At 73.3% G+C, this 20,822-nt stretch carries 18 protein-coding genes and 1 pseudogene; 6 read left to right on the top strand and 13 right to left on the bottom strand.

Annotated features, from left to right (window positions below):
- Positions 1-19: 19 nt before the first annotated feature.
- From ACTWJ9_RS15765 to ACTWJ9_RS15735, 7 genes and pseudogenes are all read right to left on the bottom strand, one after another.
- Positions 20-1,108, bottom strand: coding sequence for an ABC transporter ATP-binding protein (locus tag ACTWJ9_RS15765; RefSeq protein WP_387040165.1), 1,089 nt, complete (start codon positions 1,106-1,108; stop codon positions 20-22).
- On the bottom strand, positions 1,105-1,968 hold the full coding sequence (gene modB / locus ACTWJ9_RS15760) for a molybdate ABC transporter permease subunit (protein ID WP_279334861.1): 864 nt from the start codon (positions 1,966-1,968) through the stop codon (positions 1,105-1,107). Before modB ends, ACTWJ9_RS15765 begins: the two co-directional genes overlap by 4 nt.
- Complete coding sequence (gene modA, locus ACTWJ9_RS15755; RefSeq protein ID WP_443294338.1) at positions 1,965-2,792, bottom strand: molybdate ABC transporter substrate-binding protein; 828 nt, start codon at positions 2,790-2,792, stop codon at positions 1,965-1,967. Before modA ends, modB begins: the two co-directional genes overlap by 4 nt.
- A 16-nt stretch (positions 2,793-2,808) precedes the next feature.
- Positions 2,809-3,195: a TOBE domain-containing protein gene (locus ACTWJ9_RS15750; protein WP_443294337.1), complete on the bottom strand. Its 387-nt coding sequence runs from the start codon at positions 3,193-3,195 to the stop codon at positions 2,809-2,811.
- A gap of 272 nt (positions 3,196-3,467) precedes the next feature.
- A pseudogene (locus ACTWJ9_RS15745) lies at positions 3,468-3,787 on the bottom strand (TOBE domain-containing protein).
- Positions 3,788-3,950: 163 nt separating this feature from the next.
- Positions 3,951-4,844, bottom strand: a complete 894-nt coding sequence (locus tag ACTWJ9_RS15740) for a serine hydrolase (RefSeq protein ID WP_387040169.1) — start codon at positions 4,842-4,844, stop codon at positions 3,951-3,953.
- An 816-nt stretch (positions 4,845-5,660) separates the two neighbouring features.
- Positions 5,661-7,244, bottom strand: a complete 1,584-nt coding sequence (locus tag ACTWJ9_RS15735) for a hypothetical protein (protein WP_443294336.1) — start codon at positions 7,242-7,244, stop codon at positions 5,661-5,663.
- A gap of 112 nt (positions 7,245-7,356) precedes the next feature.
- Here ACTWJ9_RS15735 and ACTWJ9_RS15730 point away from each other — a divergent pair, with 112 nt between their 5' ends.
- Positions 7,357-8,592, top strand: coding sequence for a molybdopterin-dependent oxidoreductase (locus tag ACTWJ9_RS15730; RefSeq protein ID WP_443294335.1), 1,236 nt, complete (start codon positions 7,357-7,359; stop codon positions 8,590-8,592).
- Positions 8,592-9,101: a hypothetical protein gene (locus tag ACTWJ9_RS15725; RefSeq protein ID WP_279334858.1), complete on the top strand. Its 510-nt coding sequence runs from the start codon at positions 8,592-8,594 to the stop codon at positions 9,099-9,101. The genes ACTWJ9_RS15730 and ACTWJ9_RS15725 overlap by 1 nt, the downstream gene beginning before the upstream one ends.
- Before the next feature lie 339 nt (positions 9,102-9,440).
- On the opposite strand, the gene ACTWJ9_RS15720 is transcribed toward ACTWJ9_RS15725, so the two are convergent.
- The 3 genes from ACTWJ9_RS15720 to ACTWJ9_RS15710 all read right to left on the bottom strand — a co-directional run bounded on the left by ACTWJ9_RS15720 (position 9,441) and on the right by ACTWJ9_RS15710 (position 12,093).
- Positions 9,441-10,148: a TIGR04282 family arsenosugar biosynthesis glycosyltransferase gene (locus ACTWJ9_RS15720; protein WP_443294334.1), complete on the bottom strand. Its 708-nt coding sequence runs from the start codon at positions 10,146-10,148 to the stop codon at positions 9,441-9,443.
- A complete protein-coding gene (locus tag ACTWJ9_RS15715; RefSeq protein ID WP_279334856.1) occupies positions 10,145-10,858 on the bottom strand; it encodes a glycosyltransferase family 2 protein in 714 nt (237 codons plus the stop codon). Before ACTWJ9_RS15715 ends, ACTWJ9_RS15720 begins: the two co-directional genes overlap by 4 nt.
- Before the next feature lie 233 nt (positions 10,859-11,091).
- Positions 11,092-12,093 (bottom strand): NAD-dependent epimerase/dehydratase family protein, encoded by a 1,002-nt coding sequence (locus ACTWJ9_RS15710; protein ID WP_279334855.1) that lies wholly within the window; start codon positions 12,091-12,093, stop codon positions 11,092-11,094.
- Positions 12,094-12,218: 125 nt separating this feature from the next.
- Between ACTWJ9_RS15710 and ACTWJ9_RS15705 the strand changes: the two genes are divergently transcribed.
- Positions 12,219-12,950: a flavodoxin family protein gene (locus tag ACTWJ9_RS15705; protein ID WP_443294333.1), complete on the top strand. Its 732-nt coding sequence runs from the start codon at positions 12,219-12,221 to the stop codon at positions 12,948-12,950.
- Between the two features lie 765 nt (positions 12,951-13,715).
- On the opposite strand, the gene ACTWJ9_RS15700 is transcribed toward ACTWJ9_RS15705, so the two are convergent.
- Positions 13,716-14,312, bottom strand: a complete 597-nt coding sequence (locus ACTWJ9_RS15700; RefSeq protein WP_387039023.1) for a hypothetical protein — start codon at positions 14,310-14,312, stop codon at positions 13,716-13,718.
- Between the two features lie 376 nt (positions 14,313-14,688).
- Between ACTWJ9_RS15700 and ACTWJ9_RS15695 the strand changes: the two genes are divergently transcribed.
- Together ACTWJ9_RS15695 and ACTWJ9_RS15690 are read left to right on the top strand one after the other, a co-directional pair.
- Positions 14,689-15,723 carry a permease gene (locus ACTWJ9_RS15695; RefSeq protein WP_387039021.1) on the top strand — a complete coding sequence of 345 codons (1,035 nt, stop codon included), beginning with the start codon at positions 14,689-14,691 and terminating at the stop codon, positions 15,721-15,723.
- Complete coding sequence (locus ACTWJ9_RS15690) at positions 15,720-16,469, top strand: TIGR03943 family putative permease subunit (protein WP_279334852.1); 750 nt, start codon at positions 15,720-15,722, stop codon at positions 16,467-16,469. Before ACTWJ9_RS15695 ends, ACTWJ9_RS15690 begins: the two co-directional genes overlap by 4 nt.
- Positions 16,470-16,724: 255 nt before the next feature.
- Here the strand turns inward: ACTWJ9_RS15690 and ACTWJ9_RS15685 are convergent, their stop codons facing one another.
- Positions 16,725-16,904: a hypothetical protein gene (locus tag ACTWJ9_RS15685; protein ID WP_279334851.1), complete on the bottom strand. Its 180-nt coding sequence runs from the start codon at positions 16,902-16,904 to the stop codon at positions 16,725-16,727.
- Here ACTWJ9_RS15685 and ACTWJ9_RS15680 point away from each other — a divergent pair.
- Positions 16,903-19,287, top strand: coding sequence for an SCO7613 C-terminal domain-containing membrane protein (locus ACTWJ9_RS15680; RefSeq protein ID WP_423836099.1), 2,385 nt, complete (start codon positions 16,903-16,905; stop codon positions 19,285-19,287). The genes ACTWJ9_RS15685 and ACTWJ9_RS15680 overlap by 2 nt on opposite strands.
- 434 nt (positions 19,288-19,721) lie before the next feature.
- Here the strand turns inward: ACTWJ9_RS15680 and ACTWJ9_RS15675 are convergent, their stop codons facing one another.
- A complete protein-coding gene (locus tag ACTWJ9_RS15675; RefSeq protein WP_279334849.1) occupies positions 19,722-20,555 on the bottom strand; it encodes a PIG-L family deacetylase in 834 nt (277 codons plus the stop codon).
- Positions 20,556-20,822 lie beyond the last annotated feature (267 nt).

The following is a 20,822-nucleotide window of genomic DNA, read 5'->3' as shown; positions in this document are numbered from 1 at the left end:
TCCCGCTCGGCCCGATGCGTCAGGCGTGGTAGGCGTGGGTCTGGGTGGCCTTCACCGTGGCCCAGACGGTGGCGCCGTGGTGCAGGTCGAGTTCGGCGGCGGCGACCGCGGTCAGGTCGGCCGCCAGCGGGAGTTCGCCGGTGAGGTCGGCGCGGATCTGGTCGCCGTGGGTCTCCAGTCCGGCCACCTCGCAGCGCCAGACGTTGCGGGCGCTGGAGCCGGTGGGACGCTCCCGGTGCAGGGTCACCGCGCTGGGCGGGAAGGCGACGAAGACCGGTCCGGTGAGGCTCTCGGACGTGGCGACGGGGGGCCCGTCGTCGAGGCGGACGGTGTGTCCCCGTGCCTGGCCCCGGTAGAGGTTGAGGCCGACCAGGTGGGCGATGTAGTCGGTGCGCGGGTGGCGGGAGATGTGGGCGGGGGTGCCTTCCTGGACGACGTGTCCGTTCTCGACGACGACGAGGCGGTCGGCGAGGACCATGGCGTCCAGCGGGTCATGGGTGACGAGTACGGCGACGGCCTCGAAGCCGGCCAGGTGGCGTCGGAGCTGGGCGCGGACGTCGAGGCGGGTGCGGGCGTCGAGGGCGGCGAGCGGTTCGTCGAGGAGCAGCAGCCGGGGGCGGGTGGCCAGGGCGCGGGCGAGGGCGACGCGCTGGGCCTGGCCACCGGAGAGCCGGCGGGGCTTGACGGCGGCGTGGTCGGTGAGGTCCATGCGGTCCAGCCACTCGGCGGCCTGGGCGCGGGCCTGTGCCTTGCTCGCGCCCCGGCAGCGCGGGCCGAAGGCCACGTTGTCCAGCGCGGACAGGTGGGGGAAGAGCAGGTAGTCCTGGAAGACGACCCCGACCGGACGGGCTTCCGGCGGTGTCCGCTCCAGCTCCCGGCCGTCGAGCCTGAGGTGTCCGCCGGTGAGCGGGACGAGACCGGCCAGGGCCCGCAGGGCGGTCGTCTTGCCGGCGCCGTTGGGTCCGAGCAGGGCGACCACGTCGCCGGGGGCCGCGGTCAGTGCCACGTCGAGGCGGAAGGCGCCGCGCTCGACGACGAGCCGCGCGTCGAGTCCCTGGGCGACGGTACCCGTGGCAGGGTGCGCGGTCGTCTTCTCGGTGCCGGTCATGAGGCGGTCATCCAGCGGTCGCGCAGTCCGGCCAGTACGGCGATGGAGACGGCGAGCAGGACCAGGCTGAGGGCGATGGCCGCCTCCGGGTCGTTCTGCAGGGCGAGGTAGACGGCCAGCGGCATGGTCTGGGTACGGCCGGGGAAGTTGCCGGCGAAGGTGATCGTCGCACCGAACTCGCCGAGCGCCCGTGCCCAGGCCAGGACGGCACCGGCCGCGATGCCGGGCGCGATCAGCGGCAGCGTGACCCGGCGGAACGCGGTGAAGCGGGAGGCGCCCAGGGTGGCCGCCGCCTCCTCGAAGCGGGGGTCGGCGGCCCGCAGGGTGCCTTCGACGCTGATGACCAGGAACGGCATCGCCACGAACGCCTCGGCCACGACGACGCCCGCGGTGGTGAACGGCAGGGTGATCCCGAACCAGGAGTCCAGCCACTGCCCCACGACCCCGTTGCGGCCCAGCGCCATCAGCAGGGCGACACCGCCCACCACCGGCGGCAGCACCAACGGCAGCGTCACCAGGGCCCGTACGAGACCGCGTCCGGGGAACTCGACCCGGGCCAGCAGCCAGGCCAGCGGTACGCCGAACAGCATGCTCACCACGGTCGCCGCCGTGGCGCAGACGAGGGACAGCCGCAGGGCCTGCCACACCGCGGTACTGGCCAGCAGCTCGGGCATGCTCGGCCAGGGGGCCCTGATCAGCAGGGCGATCAGGGGGACGAGCAGGAACGCCAGCCCGATCAGTGCGGGCACGAGCAGCGGCAGGGGAACACCACCCCGGACCTGCGCACCTGCCCGAGGACGGCGCCGCGGCCCGCCCGTGCGGAGTCGGGCCACCGCACCGGCCTTGCGCGGCGAGGTCACGGCGCGGTGAACCCGGCCTCGGTCAGGACCTTCTGGCCCGCGGCGGACTGCACCAGTGCGATGAACGCCTTGCCGGCCTCGCCGTTCGGTGCGTCCTTGAGCAGGGTGATCGGGTAGTCGTTGACGGCCTCGGCCGACTCGGGGAACTCCACGCCCTCCACCTTCTCACCGGCCGCCTTCACATCGGTCCTGTAGACGACGGCGGCGTCGGCCTCCTTGAGCACCACCTTGTTCAGGGCGGCCTTGACGTCCTCCTCGTAGGAGACCGGGGTGAGCTCGAGACCGGCCGCGGTCAGCGCCTTCTGGGCCGCGGCGCCGCACGGCACCGCCTTGTCGCACAGCACGACCTTCAGATCGTCCCCGGTGAGGTCCTTGAGGGAGGAGATCCTGTCCGGGTTGCCGGGCAGGGTGGCGATCTCCAGCTGGTTGCGGACGAAGGTGGCAGGGGTTCCGGCGGCGTCCCCGGCGTCCGTGACCACCTGCATCGTCTTCGGGCTGGCCGAGGCGAACACGTCGGCCGGGGCCCCGCTGGTGAGGCCCGCGGCGAGTGAGTCACTGCCGCCGAAGTTGAAGACGACCTTCGTGCCGGGGTGCTCCTTCTCGAACGCCTCTCCGATCCTGGTGAAGCTCTCGGTCAGCGAGGCCGCGGCGAAGACGTTCACGGTCCCGGACACCTTGTCCGCACCGCCGGCCGCGGCGGAGCTCTCGGGCTTCCCGCCGGAGTCCGAGCCGGACGACGAGCAGGCGCTCAGGGCCAGCAGGGCGGCGGCGCCCGCGCCGGTCACCTGAAGCATCCGGCGGGTCCGGCGCGCGGAACGGATCATCACGGGTCCCACTTCCTCATGTCCTGAACGGACTTGTCCACGGTCTCTCGACGACCACGTCGGTCGACTTGATCACGGCGGCTGCCGGAACACCGGGCTCCAGCCCGAGTTCCTCCACCGGTTCGCGGCTGACCGGCGCCACCACCCGGGCCGACACGTCGTCGAGGAGCACCTCGGTGACGATGCCGGTGAACCGGTTGCGGGCGGGGGAACCGGCGGACTCCCGCTCGGCGGGGTGCTGCTGCCGGACGTACGCCGCGGGGGCCGCGCCGGTGAGGATCCGGTGACCCGTCCCGTCGCGTGCGACGGCGGGTGCTCCGCCGTCGGCCGGACGCCTCACGGCGCTGGCGCTGGCGCTGACGCCGAGCAGGGCGGCCGCGTCCCCGATCCGGTAGCTGTGCACACGTGGATGATAATGCCGCAAATGCCAGGCGAAAGCCTCTTGTCGCTTTGCATGAGCCGGGCACTTCATCACCTGGCTTGGCATGTGCGTTTACAGGGGAAGGGTGGCCGGGTGCGGTGGTAGCCCGTGAGTCAGTCCCGCGCAGCCGACGGCACGGTGGACAGCGTCTTCGGCGCGGGTCTGCTCCACCACGTCCCCGGCCCCGCCGTATCCCTCGTCGAATGGACGCAGAGCGTCCGACTCGGTGGGCAGGTGGGCCGGGGAGGCTTCGCTCAGACGCGGTCGATGTGCACGTTCGTGGACTTCACCCGGGCGGTGGCTTCCACCCCCACCTCCAGTGCCAGTTCCTCCACGGCCTCCCGCGTCAGCAGTGACACCAGCCGGTGCGGACCGATGTGCAGGACACGTCCTCCTCGCCGCTCCCGCTCCGGGCGAGTTCCACGGAGAAGGCGGCGAGGTCCTTCCCGTCGATGAGCCGCTTGCCGCCCTCGTCCCGACGGGTCGCCACCCGGCCCGCGTCCGCCCGCCGTCGCGCGGTGTCCGCACTCACGCCGAGCAGCCGGGCCGCCTGACCGATCGTGTATGCCTGCATACGCGCCAAGACAGGTCAGCGATACAGCGCACCTTCGATCCCACGGCGTCGTCGCCGCCCGCGCCCAGGAGGTGGCAGGCCTGCTGATCCTGCCGCCGTGCCGGGTGCCCGGCGTTCGCCGTACCGCGGCAGACCCCGCGAATTCCCGCACCCCCCTGGACGGTCAGTGGATGATCGGGGGCGCAGGAGGGGCGGTGCTGTACAGGGCGTGTACGGCTGTTCGCGCCGCTCGCTCCACCGTGGAGATGCCGTGGGACATGCTCGGGCTGCCGTGCGAGAGGACGACGATGTAGAACGTGCTCCCGTGTGCCTCTACTCGTCCCATGCTGTTGATCACCCAGCGTTTCGAGTGGGAGCGCTGCAGCCAGCCGTTCTTGAGCTGCCAACGGCTGCCTTCCGCGGAGACTCCCCAGTCCTGGTCGGCGTCGATGTGCCCCATGAAGGTCCGGATCAGCCGGCGTGAGGATGTGCTGAGCGGTGAAGTGTCGGCGAACACGGCGTTCAACAGGGTTAGTTGGTCTGCCGCGGTGGTGCGGGTGAGGCCCCAGTGGACATCCGGTCCTGCTTGGGTGGAGGTCAGCCCCAGGGTCTTGTTGGCGTCAGTGAGTCCTGGGCCGCCGCCGATACGTCGCCACAGGGCGCCCGCGGAGTCGTTGTCGCTGCTCTGGATCATCGAGGCGGCGGTGGACGTCTCCCACGGGGTGAGCGACCGTCTTTCGTGCTGGGCACGCAGCAGCAGTGCCGCCAGGATGTCCACCTTCACCAGGCTCGCGGTGACGTGTGTCTGTGAGCCGTACACCGTCCGTCGGCCGGTCCTGGGCTCCAGAACGGCGACCGACACCTGAGTGCCGCTCTGTGCTCGAATCGGTTCGAGCAGACGGGTGAGTGCGTTGCCCACATCCGTCGGGGCCGGCGTCCGCGTGCCGGGGAGGCCCGGCGGTGCTTGGGCCGGCTTGCTGTTGACCGGCGTCACGGGTGTCTGGTTCTGCGTCAGGGGGCGTCCGGACCGGTCACCGGTTGCGGTGTGGCCGGCGGCGAAGCAGCCCGTGAGCAGCATGCTCACTGTTGAGCAGGCCAGCACCAGCCGTATCCGCCCCCGCCGCGCGCAGGCCTTGCCGTGTCCGCTCGGGCCGGGCGGGGCAGGCCGGTGCCCCGTTCCGTGGGGTGGGCGGGCAGCATGACTCGGATTCATCGGGAACCTCGATCGCACAAGCGGGAGAAAGCCGGAGAGAGCACCACGCCCACAGTTTTTTCCGGGGCGAGGCGCGCCGCATCCCGGGGCGGTTTCCCCCTAAAGGCGCAACACGCTCACTGCGGACGCCACCTGACGGGCCCTTGGAGATGAAGCGAAGGCCCGTCTCCCGTGGCCCTGTACACCTGCCCCGTGCCGCCATGTCGTGCGACACCCCCCCCGGGACTCCTGGTGCGATGGCCTGTCCACGCCACTCTTCCCGGTGAGCATCGTGCAGCGTTTGGAGGAGTTGCGCGGCGTGGCTGCGGGTGTCATCGAGGCCGGTCCGGGCGTGGAGTACGTCGGCTGTCTCAGGGACCGGTGAGGGATGCCGTGCATACGGGCTGCCTCCACCGCACCCTCACCGGCCTCGGCCGCGCTGCCGCCGTGTGCCGTCGACCGGAATCAACCGCGGCGTCCGGCCCGTGACGCCGGCTTCGGAACCCTCGGCCCGGGAAGCGACGGGGCTTGGACGGCCGGATGAGCGCTGACCTGCGTTGCCGCTGTTTCATGAGTCTGGTCGCACCGCTGCCGACCGTGGTTGTCCGCCCTGACGGGCACGGACGGGGCACGGCCTCGACAGTCGTCCCGGGCCGTCACGGTGATCGTCATGGCCTCGGGCTTCCGGCTCCTCGGAGGCGGTCACCACCGGGTGAGCAGCAGGTGGTTGAGGAGCAGGGCGAGCAGCGCCTGGGCGGTGAGCCAGGCGCGGACGGGGGCCCCTCCTGTTCGTGGGGGTCCCCCCTGTTCGTGGGGGTCCCCCCTGCTCGTGGGGGTCCCCCCTGCTCGCGGGGGTCCCCCCTGCTCGAGCGAAGTCGAGAACTTGGGGGAGAAGTCGAGAACTTGGGGGAGAAGTCGAGAACTTGGGGGAGAAGTCGAGGACTTGGGGGAGGAGCCGGGACCTCGGGGGAGGGCGAGGAACGCGCACGCCGGGAGCAGCCACAGTGCGAAGGGAAGCCAGATGCGTTCCGTCTCCGCCTTGCTCATGCCGGACAGGTCGGCGACCAGCAGGGCGAGGAGGGCGGCGGACACGAGGAGTGCGAGGCGGGCCTCGGCTGCCCGGCCGGGGGCGCCGCGGCGGTGGCGGACGAGCACCGCACCGGTCCGCCGCAGGCCCGCCGCCGTCGCCAGGCCCGTGACGAGCACCGTGCAGGCGAGGTTGGCCCACACCCAGTAGCCGTAGGGGCGGATGTCGCCCACGCCCTGGTGGTAGCGCGTGACCAGCAGGCGGTACGCCTCCCACCAGTCGAACCCGGCGAGCGTGAACGCCGTCGGGACCACCGCCAGTCCGGCGAGCAGGGGCACCAGCAGGGCGGGGCGTCCCCGGATCCCGTGCCGGCCGAGCACCAGGACCGCCGCCGCGATCAGCGCGACGAGCGTGAGGCCGTACGACAGGTAGCAGGCCAGGCCGAACAGCAGCCCGGACGCCCCCGCCCGCCACAGGGACCGTCCGGTGACCGCCAGGGCGAGCAGCGCCACCGCCCACGCGGCCACCGCCGCGAAGTACGCGTCGGCCGAGGTGCCCATCCACACGGCGGCCGGGGCCAGGACGAGGAAGGGCGCCGCCCGTCGCGCGAGTTCCTCGTCGGCCAGGGCGCGGACCGTGACCAGCACGGCCGCGCAGGCCGTCGCCCCGACGGTGATGCACCACACCCCGGCCCAGCCCCCGCCCCGCAGCCCGATCCGGTCGAGCAGGACGAAGGTGAGCGGGGCCGCGGGCGGGTGGCCGGCGATGTGGGCGGGCCAGTGGTCGGGGGAGCCGAGCAGGATGTGCCGGGTGAAGCCCCGCAGCGCCGCCGGGATGTCGTGGAAGCGGTCGATGACCTGGAGGTACTCGTGGGGGGTGGTGAGCCGGCCGGCGATGCCCCGCTGCCAGCCGTCGACCAGGGCGAGGGAGGAGGTCCACGCCGTGGCCGTGCCCCACGTCAGGGGGACCAGGGCCCGCCAGGGAAGACGGGCCGCGAGGGCGGGGCCGTACGCCACGGTGGTGATCGCCACCAGGACGGCCGCCGGAGTGCCGGGGCCGAGGTGGGGTTCCCAGGACGCCAGCAGTGGGGGCCAGTCGGCGAACAGCGTACGGCTGGTCCCCTGGATGTGGCGGCCGACCAGCACGGCCGCCGTCACGAGCAGCACGGCGGCCCCGGCCGCGTACAGGTCACGGCTCGGGCCGCGGGGCACGCCGGAGTGCGCTGCGCCGGGCTCGGCGGAGGGCGGGGTGCGGTTCACACCGGAACGCTAGGCCGCGCGGCCGGTCACGGACCGCCGACCGGGCCCGATGTCGGCGTTTCGTCCCGAGTCGCACGCCTTTCGCGGGATGGTTCCGGCCTACCGTCGGGACATGCGCGACCCCGACGCCCCACGGCTTCCCTCCTCGCCCGGTTTCTGGCGCAGTCCCCTGCGCGGTCCCCGGTTCACCTCGGTGCTGGGCCTGGTCCTGCTCGCCGGCATCACCGTGCTGTTCGTGACGGGCCTGGTCTCGTACGCCGCCTACAACCCCGACCTGTCGCCCGTGAACGACAAGACGCCGAGCAAGGGGATCCTCGGCTTCTACCTCTTCGCCTGGCCGACGGACCCGCACTGGCTGTACCGGCTCAACCAGGGCGTCCACGTCACCCTCGGCATCACCCTGATCCCCGTCCTGCTCGCCAAGCTGTGGTCCGTGGTGCCGAGGCTGTTCACGCTGCCGCCGGCCCGCTCGCTCGCGCACGCCCTGGAGCGGATCTCGCTGCTGCTCCTGGTGGGCGGCGCACTGTTCCAGTTCGTGACCGGTGTGCTCAACATCCAGCTCGACTACGTCTTCCCCGGCTCCTTCTACACGCTGCACTTCTACGGGGCGTGGGTGTTCTTCGCCGCGTTCGTCGTCCACGTGCTGCTGAGGATGCCCATGGCGCTGCGCAATCTGCGGCACCTGCGGGAGGAGAGGGACGACCTGGTGTCCCCGCGCCCCGCCGAGCCGACCGTCTCCCGGCGGGGCGCCCTGTGGTGCGTCGGGGGCGGCTCGCTGCTGCTGTTCGCCACCACGGTGGGGCAGAACTTCGACGGTCCGCTGCGGCGCACCGCCCTCCTCGCACCGCACGGCGGCGGCGATCCCGGCAGCGGCCCGAACGGCTTCCAGATCAACAAGACCGCCGCGTACGCCGGGATCGACGCGGCGGAGACGGGCCGGGACGCGTGGCGGCTCGTCGTCACGGGACGTACGGGGACCGTCCGCCTCCGCCGGGACGAGCTGCTCCGGCTCCCCCTGTACAGCGCGGCGTTGCCCATCGCCTGTGTGGAGGGCTGGTCGACGTCGGACCAGTGGTGGCGCGGGGTGCGGCTGCGCGATCTCGCGGCGCTCGTCGGGTACGACGATCCGCCGGACGTGTTCGTCGAGTCCCTCCAGCGAAGCGGCGCCTTCCGGAAAGCCGCCCTGCGCGCCAACCAGGTGGCCGACCCGCGTTCCCTGCTCGCCCTGTACGTCAACGGCGAGGAGTTGTCCCTCGACCACGGCCACCCGGCGCGGATCATCGTGCCCGCCGCGCCCGGTGTGCTCAACACCAAGTGGGTGGCCCGGATGACGTTCGGAGACCTGTGATGCCTCCACGGCTTCGGCTACGGCTTCGGCCACGACTTCGGCGGCTTCCGCGCGTTCCGATCGGCAGCCCCCTGCAACTCCTGCTGCTCGCCTGCTCGTTCGCGCTCGCCGCCTACGCGGGGGTGCGGCTGCTCGCGGACGACTGGTTCGGCGTGGCGCTGTGGTTCGTGGGGGTGGCGCTGCTGCACGACCTCGTGCTGCTGCCCTTGTACACGGCCGCGGACCGGGCGGCCGTACGGGGGCTCGGTGCGGTCCGGCGCCGGGAGTGGGTGCTGTACGTGCGCGTACCGGCGGCCCTTTCCGGGCTGCTCCTTCTGGTGTGGTTCCCGCTGATCAGCGGCAGGGTGGAGCGGCGCTACCGGCTCGGCACCGGGCTGTCGGTGGACGTGTTCCTCCCCCGCTGGCTGCTGCTCACCGCCGTCCTCTTCGGCGGCTCGGCGCTGCTGCTGGCGCTGCGGCTGCGGCGACTGCGCAGGGCGGCGCAGCGCCGTCCGCCGGCCGTCCACTGACCGGCCGGACCAGTCCTGTGGGGACCGGAGCAGCACCCGTGTGCCGAGCCTCACCCAGGGGGAGAGGGCGTCGGTTCCGCCGGCGTCGGTGAGGCCGACGACCTGTACCTGGGGGGTGCTCCTCGACGTCCACCGGGGCGGTCCCGGAGCTCAGCACGTCCCGGTCGACCACGTCGGCCCCGGAGCGTCGGCGTTCCCTCTTCAGCGGCAGCAGCCGGACGTCGGCGCGGTGCGGGAACAGCGGGCCGCGGTCGGCGTGCGGGGCGGCGGCCGCTCGGGCGCTGGCGGGCGGGGCGCTCATCGGGGTGCGGCCGGGGGCGGAGCCGACTTCGCGGCGGGTCAGGAGTCCGGTGGGGAGTCCGGTCGGCCGGCCGGTGGGGAGTCCGGCCCCGTGGCCGGCGGCGAGCCGAACCCCGTGACCGGCCGCGCATCCGGTCCCGCGGCCGCAGTGCATCGGGCCAGCCGTGCGGCGAAGCGGCCGTGCGGGGCCAGGGCGGCGACGGCGTGGGCGTCGGCGGCGGTGTCGACGTCGCGCAGGGGCGGCAGGTCGCGCACCCGCAGGCCGGCGGTGAGGAGCCGGTCCCGCTGGACCGCTCCCGTCACCGAGGTCGACATGGGCACGCCCCGCAGCAGGGCGGGATCGGGGCGGGCCAGCCCGAGGGCCCAGAAACCGCCGTCCTCGGCCGGGCCGAAGTGGGCGTCGCAGTCGGCGAAGTCCACGGTGAGCAGCTCCGGCGTCACCTGCGGGGTGTCCATGCCGATGAGCAGCGCCGGACCGTCGCAGCGCGCGAAGGCGTCCGCCAGCCGCTCGTCCAGCCCGCCCGCGCACTGCGGTACGACGTCGAAGCCGGGCGGCAGCCAGGGACCGGGGGCGCCGTCGAGGACGAGGACGCGCCGGGAGGCGGGTGCGGCCGCCACGGCGTACAGGGTGTCCGCGAGGGCCGCCTCGGCCAGCTGAGCCGCCTGACCGGGCGTGAACGGCGGGGTGAGCCGGGTCTTGACCCGGCCCGGCCGCGGCTCCTTGGCGATGACGAGGAGCGTGGTCAACGGACGGTTCCTCCTCCGGGCGCGGGGGGCTCCCCGCGCCCGGGGGGTTCGTTCAACACGCGGCTCATGTCCCGTACGGCCTGCCAGGTGCCGCGCCAGGTGCCCGTCACCTTCGAGGCACCGGTGCGCGGCAGATAGGGCACGTCGTGCTCGGCGATCCGCCAGCCGGCGTCGGCCGCGCGGACGACCATCTGGAGCGGATAGCCGCTGCGCCGGTCGGTGAGGCCGAGGGCGAGCAGGGGTGCGCGGCGCGCGGCGCGCAGGGGTCCGAGGTCGTGCAGGCGCAGCCCGGTGCGGCGGCGCAGCATCCGTGCGAGCGCCAGATTGCCGGCGCGGGCGTGCGCGGGCCACGCGCCCCGGCCCCGCGGACGCCGTCGGCCGAGCACCAGGTCGGCCTCGCCGGCCCGGACTTCGCGGACGAAGGGGACGAGGAGCGACGGGTCGAGGGAGGCGTCGCCGTCGCAGAAGCACACCACGTCGGCGGTGGCGGCGGTCAACCCGGCGTGGCAGGCGGCGCCGAAGCCCCGGAGCGGCTCGTGCACGACGGTCGCGCCGCACGCGCGGGCGACCTCGGCCGAGCCGTCGGTGGAACCGTTGTCGACGACGAGCGCGCGCCAGCCCGGCGGGATCCGTTCGAGCACCCAGGGAAGGGCCTCGGCCTCGTTCAGGCAGGGCAGCACCACGTCGACGTCCGCAGGAGGCGTCGTCACGGCCTCACCCTACGAAAGCGAACCGGGCATACCGGACTTCCGCTCCGTACGGAACGAGGGTTTCCGGAGTCAGGGTGGTGTTCGGGGGATCGCTCAGGCGCACCGGGGCGGGATCGTCGAGGCGCACCAGGGCCGGGCCACCGCGCGCCATGCTCCCGGCGGGTGCCGCTTCGAGGCGGTGCCCTCCGCCGCCGCTCCCTGAGCGCGGGCGGCGCCACCGGCCCACCGCGGTCCTACGCCCTTCGCGCTCCGGCCCGCGCGAACTCCGCCATGCCTTCCTCGAAACCGACCTCCGGCCTCCACCCCAGCCCGGCCCGCAGCCGCGACGAGTCCGCGGTGATGTGCCGTACGTCCCCGAGCCGGTACTCACCGGTGACGACCGGCTCGGGCCCGCCGTACGCGGCGGCCAGCGCCCGTGCCGTCTCGCCGACGGTGTGCGGTTCACCGCTGCCGGTGTTGTATGCCGTGAGCACGCCCCGGGCGGCCTCCGCCTCCAGCGCCACCGCGTTGGCCGCCGCCACGTCCCGGACGTGCACGAAGTCCCTCAGCTGCCGCCCGTCCTCGAACACGCGCGGTGCCTCACCCCGGGCGAGCGCCGAGCGGAAGAAGGAGGCGACACCGGCATACGGGGTGTCGCGGGGCATCCCGGGGCCGTACACGTTGTGGTAGCGCAGCGACACCGCCGACCCGCCGGTGCAGCGGGCCCACGCGGCGGCCAGGTGCTCCTGGGCGAGCTTGGTCGCCGCGTACACGTTCCGGGGGTCGGCCGGGGCGTCCTCGCCGACCAGGCCGGGGGAGAGGTCGCCCCCGCACACCGGGCAGGCGGGCTCGAACCGGCCCGCGTCGAGGTCGGCGACGGCCCGCGGCCCGGGCCGTACGGCTCCGTGCCGCGGGCACGCGTACCGCCCCTCCCCGTAGACGACCATCGACCCGGCCAGCACGAGGCGCCCGACGCCGGCCTCCGCCATGGCGGCGAGCAGCACGGCGGTGCCCAGGTCGTTGCGCGAGACGTACTCCGCCGCGTCGGCGACCCCGTCGCCGAGCCCGACCCTCGCGGCCTGGTGGCACACGGCGTCCACACCGGACAGGGCACGGCCGACGGCTGCCGGGTCCCGCACGTCGGCGCCGGGATCCTCCCGCACGTCGAACACGAGCGGCTCGTGTCCGCGTTCCCGGAGCGCGGCGACGACATGGGACCCGATGAACCCGGCACCGCCGGTGACCAGTACGCGCATACGGCCACGCTAGGTCCGCACCGGCGCCGCACCACGGGAGCGCGCCCGTACGCCACGACTCCGCAAGGCGTACGCGGGTGCGTCAAACCGGGGCGAACCGGAAACCGTGCGAGAGGCTGTCACCCATGACGGCCTCACCCTCCACCGACACCCCGTACCGCTACGACGACCTGACCGCCCTCTACGTCAACTGCAGCCTCAAACCGTCCCCGCAGCTCAGCCACACCCAGGGCCTGATCGACAGGAGCCGGGCCGTCATGGACGCCGCCGGCGTGACCACGGACCTGATCCGCGCCGTGGACCACGACATCGCCCCCGGCGTCTACCCGGACATGACCGAGCACGGCTTCGCCACCGACGCCTGGCCCGGGCTGTACGAGAAGGTGATGGCCGCCGACATCCTGGTGCTCGCCGGCCCGATCTGGCTGGGCGACAACAGCTCCGTCACCAAGCAGGTCGTCGAGCGTCTCTACGCCTGCTCCTCGCTGCTCAACTCCCAGGGCCAGTACGCCTACTACGGCCGCGTCGGCGGCTGTCTGATCACCGGCAACGAGGACGGCGTGAAGCACTGCGCCATGAACATCCTCTACAGCCTCCAGCACCTCGGCTACACGATCCCGCCCCAGGCGGACGCCGGCTGGATCGGCGCGGCCGGCCCCGGTCCCTCGTACCTCGACCCGGACTCGGGCGGCCCGGAGAACGACTTCACCAACCGCAACACCTCCTTCATGACCTGGAACCTGATGCACCTCGCCGCCCTGCTGAAGCGCGCCGGAGGCGTCCCCGCCCACGGCAACCAGCGCTCGCAGTGGGACGCCGGCTGCCGCCCGGACGCGGACAACCCCGAGCACCGCTGACCGCTCCCTGGCGGGCGCAAGGGTTCCGTCATCCGGGCGGCCCAGGACGGCCGCCGGCCTGGGGCACGTAAAGGGGCGCCGCCCTCGACCGGGCTGGACGACAACGCACCCCAGGCCGCTGACCTGGAGTTGCTCTCCGGAGCGGGTGACGAGAACCGCATTCGCGCTCTCAGCCGGGGAAGCGACGGCTCCCGGACGGGGTCCACGCCTTTGACCTGCGCGGATGTCGTCCCTCCGAGGCGGTGGGGAGGGGTGTGCCGCACCGCCGCCGACCGTGGTTGTCCGTTCGTACGGGCACGCTGTGGGCACGGGTGCCCGCGAGCAGCCGGGCCCTGCGCGTACGTGGTGCCGACTCGCGGGGGCCGCGAGGCCCTGCGCGTGCGGCTGGGAATCAGCTCTCGAGCCGTCTCCGGCGACCTCCCTCACCCGGGGCGCCGGAAGGTGAGTCCGACGTGGTCGGCGGACCGGAATCCCCGGCCACCCGGGTCACCGGACTTCAGGTCGAGCCCCGGTGTGGTTCGGCCTGTGGTGCGTACGCACCAGGGCAGGGGAGTGGCTCCCCGCCGAGCAGACAGAGCGCGAACGCCACCGCCGTGATCGCTCCCTCCCGCCACCACGTGCCGCGCGGTCGCGGGCCACCCCCACCCGTGTGCGTCATGGCCGGTTCGGCCCCGGCCGGCGGGGAGCCCCCGCACCGCCGCGTCCGGCCCGGTCGCGGAGACGGCCGGGACGTACCCGCTCGGTGCCTCGCCCTCGATGTCTGCGCTAATTGTCGGATTCGATACCCAAGTCGGCTCGCATGGCACCTTTCTGCTCCCCCACGTAGGGCCAGACCTTTTGGTGCAGCTCGTCCTCCAGGGCTTGCAGCTCGGCCGTACGTCCGGACAGGGAGGGCCCGAGCTGCTTGATCTTTCCGTATGCGGTGTTCAACCGGGTCTTGGCGACGCTGGACGCATCGAGCACCGGGCGCGGAACGATCATCTGGGCTTCCGAGTAGCTGTCCCGATAGGCAGCTCGGCTGGTCTCCAGTTGTGCCAGCGACGCGTCGACGTCCTCGTCGACGTCGTGCCGTAGCGCGTGCAGGTAGTTGGTCATCGCCGTCAGGAATTGCCGGGAAGCGGTGTTCAGGCCGATGTAGCACCTGCGCCTCAGCTCGAGGTTCTCGCGCCGGCGTGCCTGAGCCTGCTCCGTCTGCAGCAGCGCTTCGGCGTGCCGGCGTTCTTCTCGTCGCTGTTCCGCAGCGGCCTGCAGTTCCAGGCGTTTTGTGCGATCTGCGCGGTTCTGCGTCAGCAAAGCCGCTCCCAGCGTGCCCACCACGCCCACGACGGCAACCACCAACCCCGCCCAACCACCGTCCACCATCACTGCCTTCCGCAGATGGAGAGTCCCGGCCGAACCCACGCCTCGACCCGGGCTCGGGCATCTCGTGCCGCGTTGACTGCCGCCGCCCGCCGCCCGCCGCCCGCCGCCCGCCGCCCGCCGACGCGGACCAACCTCGGCCCACACCTGGCCGGACGTGCCGCCAGGTCACGGTCGGCGTGCCCAAGTCGGTTCAGCGTAGCGGGCGTTCAGGAGGAGTGGGCAAGCCCTGGTATGCCGACTGAAGTGAGACGGAACCGCCGAGCCTGCCCGCACCGGCCACACGGCGGGGTGTGTCCTCGCTGGGCTTGGCGCGTTCGGATTCCGTGTGCGGCGGCGCCCGTTATGTTGATCGGAACATCTGGCAGGCAGGGTGGGCGTGCAGGGAACAGAAGAACGGGCCGGGGAGGCCGAGGCCGCCGAGGCGGGCGGAGCGGTGGGGGACGACGCCGTTCCCGGCTGGCTCCGGTTCTGGCCGCTTCTGTTGCTGGGAGCGGCCACCGTTCCCGGCGTGGTGCTCTACCTCGGGGGCCGGTGGCTGGAGACGCCTGTGATGCAGGCGTGGCGGACCGTCTGTCTTGCCGTGACCGTCCAGGCGCTGCCCTTCCTCCTGCTGGGTACGGCCCTGTCCGGCGCCATCAACGCGTTCGTGCCGGCACGGGTGTTCAGCCGTGTGCTGCCGCGGCGGCCGGTGTTCGCCGTGCCGGTGGCCGGTGCGGCGGGAGTCGTGCTGCCGGGCTGCGAGTGCGCGTCGGTTCCGGTGGCGAACCGTCTGATCGGGCGGGGCGTCACGCCCGCGGCCGCGTTCGCGTTCCTGCTGTCGGCGCCCGCGATCAACCCGGTGGTGCTGACGGCCACAGCGGTGGCCTTCCCGGGGAGCCCGGCCATGGTCGCCGCCCGGTTGCTGGCCTCGCTGGGGACGGCGTGGGTGATGGGCTGGCTGTGGTTGTGGCTGGGGCGGGCCGAGTGGCTGAAGCCGGTCGTGCGGCACAGCGGGCATCAGGCGGGTGGCAGCCGGTGGCGGGAGTTCCGGGTCGGCTTCCAGCACGACTTCCTGCATGCGGGCGGTTTCCTGGTGGTGGGTGCGATGGCGGCGGCCACGTTCAACGTGACGGTGCCCCGTTCCGTGCTGGACGCGTTCTCCGGTTCGCTCTGGCTGTCGGTGCTGTTCCTGGCCGGGCTGGCGATCGTGCTGGCGGTGTGCTCGGAGGCGGACGCGTTCGTGGCGGCCTCGCTGAGCGGGTTCTCGCCGGTCGCGCAGCTGGCGTTCATGGTCGTCGGTCCGGTGGTCGACATGAAGCTGATCGCCCTGCAGGCGGGTACCTTCGGCAGGGCCTTCGCGATCCGGTTCTCCGCCGCCACCGCGGTCGTGGCGGTTCTGTTCAGCGGGCTGATCGGAGGAGCACTGCTGTGAGACGTCCGCTCCAGACGACCCTGCTCGTCCTCAGCGGCATCGGCCTGCTGCGCGTGTCCCTGTTCACCGACCTGTACCTGCGGTACGTCAAGGAGGGGATGCGCCCGTTGCTCATCGCCTCCGGCGTCCTGCTGATCCTGCTCGGCGTGGCGGACGCGGTGTCCTACGTGCGACGGCGCGAGGACGACGAACACGCGGACCACGACGACAGCGGCCACGGGCACAGCCACTCCGGCGCACCTCGTGCCGCGTGGCTGCTGTTCCTTCCGGCGTTGAGCCTGCTGTTCTACGCTCCGCCCGCTCTCGGCGCGTACACCGCCGCCCGCCAACCGCCCAAGGCCATCACGCACGAGGACGACCTCGACCCGCTGCCCGCGACCTCGCCGCTTCCGATGACCCTTTCGGACTTCATCCGCCGCGTGCAGCAGGACCGCACCCAGGCCATCGACGGGCGTACGGTCCGGTTGACCGGTTTCGTCACCTCCGACAAGCGGGGCGACAGCTGGTACCTGAACCGGCTCGTCATCTCCTGCTGCGCGGCGGACGCCCAGTCCGTGAAGGTGCGGATCCACCGCACCCCGGCCCCGCCGGCCAACACCTGGGTGGCCGTCACGGGCACCTGGCACCCCGGCGGAACCCTGGGCACGAACTCCGCACCCGCCGCGCTCGACGCCCGTTCCGTGGAGAAGATCGCCAAGCCGGCGAACGCGTACACCGACGCACTTCCGCTCCCCCTCACGAGGTGAACCGGCGCCCTTCCGCCGCACGAACCGACGCGGACCGTCGCGGGGACAGGCTCCGATCCGCATGCCGGAGCGGCCGAGTGATCACCATCGCCGACACGTCCGGCCTGCGTGTACCCGGCGGGCTGGAGACCGGTGGAGGACCTCCGGCAGAGCACAAGCCCCAGGCCACTGAACCGGGGCTTCGACAGGACAGCCCGTCGGGGAGCACTTTCGCGCATGCGCCGATTCCCGGTCCCAGCCGGGCGAAGGCGGCGGTCAGCAGTGGGGACGGTTCTCAGCCCGCTCCAGCGCGGCGTACGCGCGGGCGGCCGGTACGGGCAGCGTCCCCACGCCGCGGAAGCGGTAGCGGTGGTGCTCCCGGTCCATGCGGCGAACCCGCAGGCCGGGGCCTTCGCCGCGCGGGACCTGAGTACGGACCTGAGTACGCTCACTCATGCTCCGCGGCATGGCGCGCGCCACACTCCACGGCATGACCCACCTACCACCACCGGCCGAGGAGTTGCGGACCCTCGACGCGGAGTTGTGGCAACTCGACGCCCGCCGGGCCCAGTTGCTGGCCCGCCGTGCCCAGCTGATCGGTCTCCTCCAGCCGGCCCTCCCGCCCGCTCCACCGGTACCGCGGCGGCCCGAGACCACCGCGCCCCGTGTGCAGAACGTGCTCCTCGTCCTCGGTGGCGTCCTGCTGACCGTCGCCGCGATCGCGTTCACCCTGGTCAGCTGGGGGCACCTGGGGATCGCCGGGCGGTCCGCGGTGCTGGCCACGGTGACGGTGGCGGTGCTCGGCGCTCCCGTGCCCCTGCTGAAGCGCGGGCTGCGCTCGACGGCGGAGGCGCTGGCGGGCCTCGGTCTGGCGCTGACGGTGCTCGACGCGTACGCGCTGCACGAGGTCGCGCTGACGGCCACCGACGGCACGGGGTACGCAGCAGTTGCGGCGGCGCTTCTGGCCGGGGTGTGGTGGGGATACGGCAGGGGACTCGGCTCCCTGCGCATCCCCTTCCCCGCGGCGCTGGCCGCCGCCCAGTTCCCCCTGCTGCTGGGGGTGGTGGCAGCCGGCGCGGGTCCGTACGCGATCACGGCCGCGCTGTTGCTGACGGCCGCGTTCGACACGGTCGTCGCGCTCCGGACGTCCGCGAGGTCCCTGCGTATCGCCGCCGCCGTCGGCGCGTACGGGACGGGCGGCTGGGGTGTGGCGGCGGCCTGCGTGCTCTCCTGGGAGGCCGACGGCCTGAGCGTCGCCGCCCGTGCGGGGGCGCTGCTCGCCCTTGCGGCGGCGATCGCGCTGTACGCCGCATGGCGCGTCCCGCAGCAGGGCCATGCCATTGGCGCCGCGGTGACCGGCGGGTTGCTCCTGGTCGCGGCGCTCGGTGGCGTCCCGCGCGCGTCGCTGCCCGGGGTGTGGACGGTGCCCGGCTATCTGGCCTGCGGGGTCGGGCTGCTGTGGGCCGTCCGCGCTCCGCTCCCCGAACCCGTGCGGCGCGGTGTCGCCCGGGCGTCGGCCTCCGTCCAGGCCCTGGCGGTGGTGTGGGCACTGCCCCTGGTCGTCGTGGCGCTGCTGGGACCGGTCGGGTGGACGGGACGGGTCTGGTCCGGGGCGCCCTCGGACCTGCGCGCCGCGGTGACGGTCTGGGCGCCCTGGCCGGCGGACGCGGCGGCCGCGCCGCTGGTGCTCGCGGTCGTCGCGGCGGTTCTGGCCGGGACGGCCCGCGCCACCACGGCCTGGCGCGACCAGGCCGCGGCCGGTGCCGTGGTCCTGGTCTGGGCGAGTGCGCTCATCCTCCCGGTCACATTGAAACTGCCTTACCCGGCAGGGCTGTTCGCGCAGGGTCTGACGGCTGTGGCGGCGCTGGCCGTGGCGGCCTGCACGCGCCGGACGCCGACGTCCCGCACCGCCGTCCTCCTCTCCCTGCTCACCGCGGCCGGCCTCGTGCTCCTCTCGCTCGCCTCCCAGGGCGCGACCCTGGCCGTGCTCGCCGCGCTGACGGGGATCTTCGCGGTGGCCGCCGCGCACCGGCGTCTGACCGCCGTCTGCGCGAGCGCGTCCCTGGCCGGTGCGGCGGGCCTGGCGTGTGCGGTGGGCGCCGCCGCGGGCCGGCCGCCCGCGCACACGGCGCTGCTGGTCCTGATCGTCCCGGCCGCCGCGGCCCTGCTCGCGGCGCGGGTCCCGCGGGCCGCCGTTCCGGTCGAGGCCACGGGCGCCGTAGCGGGGCTCCTGGCCATCGGACTGGCCGTCACCGACGCACCCGTGCTGGCCCTCGTACTGGCCCTGTGCGGGGTGATCGCCGCGGGCACCGCCGTGCGCGCGGACCGCCGGCCGGCCGGGTACGCGGCCGCCGCGCTGTTCGTGCTGGCCACCTGGGTGCGGCTCGGGTCGTGGGACGTGGGCACCCCGGAGGCGTACACCCTGCCGGTGACCGTCCCGGCGCTGGTCGTGGGCTTCGTCCGGCGCCGCCGGGACCCCGAGGCCTCGTCGTGGACGGCCTACGGTCCCGGGCTCTCGGTGACGCTCGTGCCGAGCCTGCTTGCGGCGTGGACCGACACGGACTGGCCGCGCCCCCTGCTGCTCGGCACGGCGGCCCTCGTCCTCACCCTGCTGGGTGCCCGCCACCGGCTCCAGGCGCCGCTCGTCCTCGGCGGGAGCGTGCTCCTACTGGACGCGCTGCACCAACTCGCCCCCTACCTGATGCCGTTGGCGGGCGCGCTCCCCCGCTGGCTGCCTCCCGCGCTCGCCGGGCTGCTGCTGCTGGTGCTGGGCGCGACGTACGAGCAGCGGATCCGGGACGCCCGGCGGGTACGGGAGGTGCTGGGACGTATGCGCTGAGGGAGGGCCACGGACCGCGTCCGCGGTGGGCCGGACGGAGAGGGAAGAAGCTCCCGGCCCGCAGTGTCGGGATCACGAGCTCCAGACACCGCGCACGGGCCGCCTCGTACGGGGACCAGCTGTCGATGTGACGTTGCGGCTGCGGACGAGTGGCCCGGCTGGGGTCGCGCGGAGGCGCTGTCGGAGAAGTACGTCCGAGTCCCACGACGCTCGAAGTGGTGCCGGCGTCGGCGCGACGTCACGACGACCGCGTGGTGCGGCGACGAGCCGTACGGGGCGCCGCTCGTCGCCGAGGTCACGGGTGACAGCTCGGTCACCGAGACCGACCGCGCCGGAAAGCTCGCGACGGACGGCGACTCCGTGTGTCCCGCTCGATCGCGCCGTGCGGTGTCGGCGGCCGATGGGCTTTCCCGGCCGCCGGTCGGACGGGTGGATCAGCGCAGTCCGGCGAAGAGATCGTTCTCGGGTACGGCGGCGCCGGTGGCGTCCTTGACCCGTACGAAGGTCTCCGTGCCCATCAACTCACCGAACCTCTCCCTGCCCATCTTGAGGAAGAAGATGTTCTCGCCCTGACTGGAGTGCGCGGCCAGCGCATCGAACTTCTGACCGCTGAACGCGGCGGTGTCCACCCACGTGGTGATCTCGTCGTCGGGGAGGCCGATCTCGGCCATCGCGGCGGCCTCGGCAGGATCCGGCTCCGGCACGTCCTCATGGAACTCGCGCATGATGTCGCCGAACCGCTGCATCCCCGAGCGGGGCATCGTGGTCCAGTACACCTTCGGTGTCAGCGTGGTCATCTCCAGCGCCGCCATCGTGATGCGGTGGGCCTGGATGTGGTCGGGGTGGCCGTAGAAGCCGTTCTCGTCGTAGGTGACGACCACGTCGGGTCGGTAGTGCCGCATGAGTTCCGCAAGCCGGGCGGCGCCTTCCTCGACGGGGGTCCGCCAGAAGGATCCGGGGGCGTCGTTGCCCGGCCAGCCCATCATCCCGGAGTCGGCGTAGTCCAGCGTCTCCAGCTCGCTGACCTTCAGGACGGCACAGCTCGCCTCGAGTTCTTGACGGCGCAGCAAGGCGACGGCCGCCGGATCATGCCCGGGATCGCCCGGCTTGACACCCCCCGGCCCGTCACCGCAACCGCCGTCGGTACACGTCACGAGAACCGTGCGGATGCCTTCCGCCGCGTACCGCGCGAGGACCCCTCCGGTTCCGGTGGCCTCGTCGTCGGGGTGGGCGTGTACTGCCATGAGCGTCAAGGGCCGGTCAGTCATGGAACAGTCCTCCTGCGGAGATACGTCTTGGTCCAAGGAGCGCGGCGGGCGTACCGCGATTCCGGGGCCCGGATCCTGGTGGGGCGGACGACCTCGTGGTCTCCGTGTCCCCCGCCCGCGCGGCGCCGGCGCCCCGGTCGATGCAACAGCGCCGCCCGGACCGGCTGTTCCCGGCACGGCCGCTCGGCCCACATGTCGGCGTTCCGACGCGAACGGGATACGGACGCGACCCGCACCAGCCTGCGGAGCTCCGTCACCTGGGTGCCG

Origin of the sequence: Streptomyces sp. GDS52 (assembly GCF_052246875.1) — a bacterium.
In the GTDB taxonomy this organism is placed as follows: Bacteria; Actinomycetota; Actinomycetes; order Streptomycetales; family Streptomycetaceae; genus Streptomyces; species Streptomyces cathayae.
This window is presented reverse-complemented; position numbering and strand designations above follow the sequence as displayed.